Here is a 3330-nt window from a genome sequence, read left to right on the forward strand (position 1 = left end):
GGATTCAATCATCTAATTGCCGCAATGAATCAATTTAAACCTTGTTATGCTTCTGGATAATTTAGCCTCTTTACTACTTGCTTATTCCGGAAAGTGACAGAAGAGGGCTACAGCGCTTTTGAGGTACATGAGGTACACCAATTTCAGGGATAGTTTTTAAACTTTGGATTTGAGTCGGTTGCTGTACCTCATAAACATCGAATCTGCTGTAACTCCATAAGCGCCGCCACTGTTACTATAAGCGCCAATTATCTAATCTTAGTGAATACCCTAAATCCTGAATTCTTTGATAATGAGATAAATTACCAGTAACTAAAGTTAGATTATGATGGATAGCAATACCAGCAATCATACAATCAGGATAACCAATTCTTTTTCCTGTTGTTTCTAAATCAGCGTATATTTTCCCTGCTAGTACTGCTTCTGCCAAATCAAAAGGTAATATCTCTTGTGAACCCAGGATCGTTAAAAATTCTTGAAGGCGTTGTTGCTGCTGACGTTTTTGCCAACCTTCTACAATTTCCATAACTGTAATTGTAGAAATTGTATACTTGTCAAATTGGTTTAAGTAAGTATTGGCTTTATTAATGATACGAAGATTTACTCGTTTAATAATTTCTGAAAGAATATCCGTATCAAGTAGGGATTTTTCTACTTTACTCATCTGATACGGTATGTCCTCTTTTTTCCATTGCTTCGGCAACAATTTCATCAACAACTTCTGGAATATCAGCATATAATCCCATTAATGGATCTTTTTTCTCCTGAATTTCTGCTAAACGTTCAATTACATGACTAATCAATTCTGATAGTGTTGATTGATTGACTATTGCCAGAGTTTTTGCTCGTTCAAAGGTGAGTCTATCTAGTTCAAGTTCTATTTTTTGCATGATATTTAACGTTCCATCTAAATTCGTATTTGCTGATTAATTTAAGTCTAATATAATTTAGAAATATTGGAATTTTGAATAATTCAAGGTAATACCTATTAATTAACGTTATTTGCTAATATTTGATTAAGCTTTTGCTCCCAGGCATCTTTGATGACTTTCGACCTTCCCGACTCTCTCATTCTTGATACGGCACTTTCAGTATCTGGTTTAACCGACTATATCCGCTTGCTGTTAGAGCAAGATGAACAATTGCGGCAAGTTTGGGTAACTGGCGAAGTTTCCAGTGCTAACCACCATCGCAGCGGCTTATTTTTCAGTTTGCAAGATACAGATGGCACCGCAGGAATTAAGTGTGTCGTGTGGAATAGTCAATTGGCAAAACTCGCCCAGATACCCGTTGCCGGCGAGCAGATAATTATTTTGGGCAGTATTCGCGTGTATCCTCAACGGGGAGAGTATCAGCTGTCAGTTTGGCAGACTCTACCTGCTGGCGTTGGTTTACAGGCGCTACGCTATCAACAACTCAAAAATCGCTTGCTGGCTGAGGGGTTATTTGATGCACAAAGAAAGCGATCGCTCCCCATCCATCCCCAAACCATCGCCGTCGTCACTTCACCAACTGCGGCGGCTTGGGGTGATATTCAAAAAACTCTCAAGCAAAGGTATCCAGGTTTACACGTTTTATTTTCTCCAGCTACAGTACAAGGCGAACAAGCACCAGAATCCATAGTCAAAGCAATTGAGCGTGTTGACTGGGATGGTCGCGCTGAGGTGCTAATTTTATCGCGTGGTGGCGGCGCGGTTGAGGAATTGGCTTGCTTTAATGATGAACGAGTGGTGAGAGCTGTTGCTAGTTGTTCGATTCCTGTAATTACTGGTATTGGTCATCAAAGAGATGAATCTTTGGTAGATTTAGTTGCAGATGTATGTGTGCATACACCAACGGCAGCAGCAGAAACAGTTGTACCCGCAATTGCAGAGTTGTATGCCGAGCATCGGCAGCGAGTTCTGGCTTTGCATGAAGTCATGCATGACTTTGGGGAAAATGCTGAAAATAAACTGCAAGCACTAGGAAACCGTTTGCGACGTTTGCGGTTAGATCGGCAACTAGAGCAAGAGGCACAGAAGCTAGTTTGGAAGCGTCGGCAATTGGTACAAGCAACGATCGCGCGATCGCACCAAGCAAAGCAGCATTTAGAATTGTTGCGGCAAAAGTTGGCAACTCTTGACCCGAAGGCTGTGTTGCAGCGTGGTTATGCAGTGGTGAGACAAGAAAACGGGGCGATCGCTCGTACTGCGGTTGAGTTAGAAGTGGGGCAAGATTTATCGATTCAGCTGGGACAGGGTGAGGTGAAAGTGAAAGTTACGGAAACGAACAATGCCAAAAATCGTTCGCAGCTATCATAACAGAGATAGCTAGAAACCAGATTTAGATATATGCGATCGTCACATCTCAAGATGTGAAGATAATTCGTAATTAAATTAGGTACAAGCCCCTTGATTCATCAATGTAAACATCAAAATGCGTAGTATCATTATTTCAAGTCCCCGACTTCAGCCGTGGGGTAAAAATTACGAATTACGAATTACGAATTACGAATTATTGTGACGCAGGATGAGTTATTGGTACTGATAGATCGCGCCGTGGCTGAGGGTTGGCGAGAGTTAGACTTGTCGGGGCAGGAGTTGACTGAGTTACCTGTAGAAATTGGTAAGTTGCAGCAGCTTGAGTCTTTGATTTTGGGAAAGAAGGTTGAAGGTTATGAACCAGTAGGAGGCCGCTTTCTCGAAAAGGTTTCGGGCAACAATTTAAAAACGCTTCCACTCGAACTATTAAGTTTGCCTAATTTGCGTAAGTTGGATATTAGCGGCAATCCTTTAAAGAGCATTCCCGATGTGGTAATGCAAATACTACATTTAGAGGAACTTATCTTAATTCGAGTAGAGCTAACTGAAATACCTGATGCGATCGCTAAATTAACCAATCTGACGCAGCTTGACCTCAGTGGCAACCAAATAACCGAGATTCCAGAGGCGATCGCTAAATTAACTAATCTGACGCAGCTTGACCTCAGTGACAACCAAATAACTGAGATTCCAGAGGCGATCGCTAATTTAACCAATCTGACGCAGCTTGACCTCGGTTCCAACCAAATAAACGAGATTCCAGAGGCGATCGCTAATTTAACCAATCTGAGGGAGCTTTACCTCAGTTACAACCAAATAACCGAGATTCCAGAGGCGATCGCTAAATTAACCAATCTGACGCAGCTTGACCTCAGTTACAACCAAATAACCGAGATTCCAGAGGCGCTCGCTAAATTAACCAATAGACTTGTCCGAAAACTCCAAAGCCAGACTGTTCAAAGCTTTTAGACAAAACTTTGATATCTTCGTAAAAACGGAGTCATAAGGGTTTGATATAGTTAGTGATAGT

Annotated in this window: 4 protein-coding genes; 2 read left to right on the plus strand and 2 right to left on the minus strand. The window is 41.5% G+C overall.

Annotated elements, in window-relative coordinates; translation table 11 throughout:
• Positions 1-235 precede the first annotated feature (235 nt).
• Together H6H03_RS39525 and H6H03_RS39530 are read right to left on the minus strand one after the other, a co-directional pair.
• Positions 236-664: a PIN domain-containing protein gene (locus H6H03_RS39525; protein ID WP_190960414.1), complete on the minus strand. Its 429-nt coding sequence runs from the start codon at positions 662-664 to the stop codon at positions 236-238.
• Positions 657-890, minus strand: coding sequence for a hypothetical protein (locus H6H03_RS39530; protein WP_190960415.1), 234 nt, complete (start codon positions 888-890; stop codon positions 657-659). The genes H6H03_RS39525 and H6H03_RS39530 overlap by 8 nt, the downstream gene beginning before the upstream one ends.
• A gap of 153 nt (positions 891-1043) precedes the next feature.
• On the opposite strand from H6H03_RS39530, the gene xseA reads away from it, so the two are divergent.
• Positions 1044-2300: an exodeoxyribonuclease VII large subunit gene (gene xseA, locus H6H03_RS39535; RefSeq protein ID WP_190960416.1), complete on the plus strand. Its 1257-nt coding sequence runs from the start codon at positions 1044-1046 to the stop codon at positions 2298-2300.
• Between the two features lie 198 nt (positions 2301-2498).
• Positions 2499-3269 (plus strand): leucine-rich repeat domain-containing protein, encoded by a 771-nt coding sequence (locus H6H03_RS41935; protein WP_313932048.1) that lies wholly within the window; start codon positions 2499-2501, stop codon positions 3267-3269.
• The last annotated feature ends 61 nt before the right edge of the window (positions 3270-3330 follow it).

This window comes from Nostoc paludosum FACHB-159 (genome assembly GCF_014698835.1).
In the GTDB taxonomy this organism is placed as follows: Bacteria; Cyanobacteriota; Cyanobacteriia; order Cyanobacteriales; family Nostocaceae; genus Nostoc; species Nostoc paludosum.

Bases quoted from the DNA above. Each gene is read 5' to 3' on its own strand.
- H6H03_RS39530 (WP_190960415.1), bottom strand. From the start codon at position 890: ATGCAAAAAATAGAACTTGAACTAGATAGACTCACCTTTGAACGAGCA.
- xseA (WP_190960416.1), top strand. From the start codon at position 1,044: ATGACTTTCGACCTTCCCGACTCTCTCATTCTTGATACGGCACTTTCA.
- H6H03_RS39525 (WP_190960414.1), bottom strand. From the start codon at position 664: ATGAGTAAAGTAGAAAAATCCCTACTTGATACGGATATTCTTTCAGAA.